The 2,104-nt window shown below is 69.3% G+C and carries 2 protein-coding genes; one reads left to right on the top strand and one right to left on the bottom strand.

The features are described from left to right. Positions 1-27: 27 nt before the first annotated feature. Positions 28-954 carry a peptidylprolyl isomerase gene (locus tag F0U63_RS21270; RefSeq protein ID WP_395847735.1) on the bottom strand — a complete coding sequence of 309 codons (927 nt, stop codon included), beginning with the start codon at positions 952-954 and terminating at the stop codon, positions 28-30. Positions 955-1,102: 148 nt separating this feature from the next. On the opposite strand from F0U63_RS21270, the gene F0U63_RS21265 reads away from it, so the two are divergent. Then, the gene (locus F0U63_RS21265) at positions 1,103-2,065 is read left to right on the top strand and encodes a peptidyl-prolyl cis-trans isomerase (protein ID WP_395847734.1); all 963 of its coding nucleotides are present in this window, start codon (positions 1,103-1,105) and stop codon (positions 2,063-2,065) included. Positions 2,066-2,104 lie beyond the last annotated feature (39 nt).

Here is a 2,104-nt window from a genome sequence, read left to right as displayed (position 1 = left end):
GGACTTTCCCCCCTCTTCCTCGACGCGTCAGGGACGCGTCTTGACCTCGACGTGCACATCCGACGCGCTCCGAAGCCGCGAGCGCAAACCATCGAAAACCTTCCGCTGACGCGCGGGCGCCAGCCGCCCCTCCACCTCCGACCGTACTTCCTCGAACGACGGCGTCCGGCCCGGCTCCCGCTCGAGGAGCTGGACGACCGCGAAGCCCTCCGCCGTTTCGACGACGGGCGAGAGCTGGCCCGGCGAGGACAGCGCGAACGCCGCCTCCTCCAGCCGCTTGTCACCGCGCTCTCCCCGGGTCCACCACCCCAGGTCTCCCTGTAGCGCGCGCTCCGGCCCATCTCCGGCGGAGTAGACACGCGACATGGGCTCGCCCGAGCGCAGGCGTCGTGCGAACTCCTCGGCCCGGGATCGGGCCCTGGCCTTCTCCGCCGCGCCGGCACCAGGCGCCACCGCCGCCAGCACCCGCGCGACATGGACGCGCTCGGGCCGCTGGAAGCTGGCCTTGTTGGCCTCGTGATACGCCCTCAGCTCCGCCTCGCTCGGGGCTCCCGCGGCCCGCTCTTCCTCCGCGAGCAGCTCCTGGATCACGAGCCGTTCCTCCAGCTCGCGCACCTGCCGGACGATGTCGGGCCGCTCGGCCAGACCGCGCCGCCGCGCCTCCCGCGCCATCAGCCGCTTGTCCACCATGGCCAGCACGAACTCCCGCTGGCCCGCCTCGCTCTCGAACTGCTCGCGCAATGAAGGAGGCAGCCGCTGCGCCTCGCGCCGCATCTCCTCGAGAGAGATGACCCCCCCGGTGAAGCGCGCCACGATGGGGCCCGTGGCCTGGGCTTCCGGCTCGGCCACCGCGTGCCCCTCGTCGCACGCGGCCCACGCGAGCGCGAAGGAAAGCCAGACGGGCATGAAGAGCCGACGCAGAAGACGCTCCCGGAAGAGAATGAGCGAACGCACTGTGGCTCACTCAACACCCCCGGAACAACAGGAAATGTTCAGTGTACGTTGAACGCACAAAAAGTACTTGCTAAGGTCCGCGCCGCTCTGGAGGGGGGAAGAGGCGCAGGGATCGTCCCCGCTGGACCTCCTCCAGGGATGACCTTCCATGAATCCGTCGAAGATTTCCGTGGCCGCCACCACCGCCGCATTGCTGCTCCTCCATGGATGCAAGGCGGAGCGCGGCGATACCTCCAGTGCCGCCCCGGGCGAGCCCGTCGTCGCCCGGGTGGGTGATGGGACCATCACGGCCAGTGAATTCAAGGCGAAGCTGGAGGAGCAGCCCGCCTTCATCCGCTCGCGCTACACCTCGCTGGAGTCCAAGAAGGAATTCCTCGACAACCTGATCCGCTTCGAGCTCCTCGCGCAGGAGGCCCGGAACCAGGGGTTGGATCAGGATCCAGAGGTGAAGGCCACCCTGGAGAAGTTGATGGTGCAAAAGCTCATCCAGAAGCAGGCCGCGGCGGCGGCCAACCAGAAGGTGACGGAGGAGGAGCTGAAGAAGTACTACCAGGACCACCTGTCGGAGTTCGTGCGGCCCGAGCGGGTGCGGGTGAGCCAGGTGTTCCTGGCCTCGGCGAGCGAGGATCCCAAGCGCGGCCAGGTGAAGGCGGAGGCGGACAAGCTGCTGGCGGACGTGCGGCGCCGGGAGGTCGGCCCGGACAAGACGGCCTTTGGCGCGCTGGCGCGCTCGCGCTCGGACGATGCCACGACCCGGGAGGCGGATGGGGACCTCGGCTTCAAGACGCGCGAGGAGTTGAGCGCCCAGTGGGGCCCGCAGGTGGCGGAGGCCGCCTTCGGGCTGAAGGCCGTCGGCGAGCTGTCCGAGGTCGCCTCGGCGCGGGGGCTGCACCTGCTCAAGCTGGTGGCCCGGCAGCCCGGACTCGAGCAGACGCTCGACATGGTCCGGGCGCGCATCGAGAGCCGCCTGTTGATGGAGAAACGGGCCCACGCCGTGGATGACTTCACCGCCTCGATCAAGAGCAAGACGCAGATCCAGATCGATGATCAGGCGCTCAACGCCGTCACCGTGCAGGTGGACGGCGTGGGCAGCGCTCAGACCGGGCCCTGACCTTCCCCGAGCAACGCCGCATCCACCCGCGGCGGAGCC

Source organism: Cystobacter fuscus (genome assembly GCF_044360685.1).
GTDB classification, from domain to species: Bacteria; Myxococcota; Myxococcia; order Myxococcales; family Myxococcaceae; genus Cystobacter; species Cystobacter fuscus_C.
The sequence above is the reverse complement of the archived record's forward strand: the minus strand, read 5'-3'. Positions and strand labels throughout refer to the sequence as shown.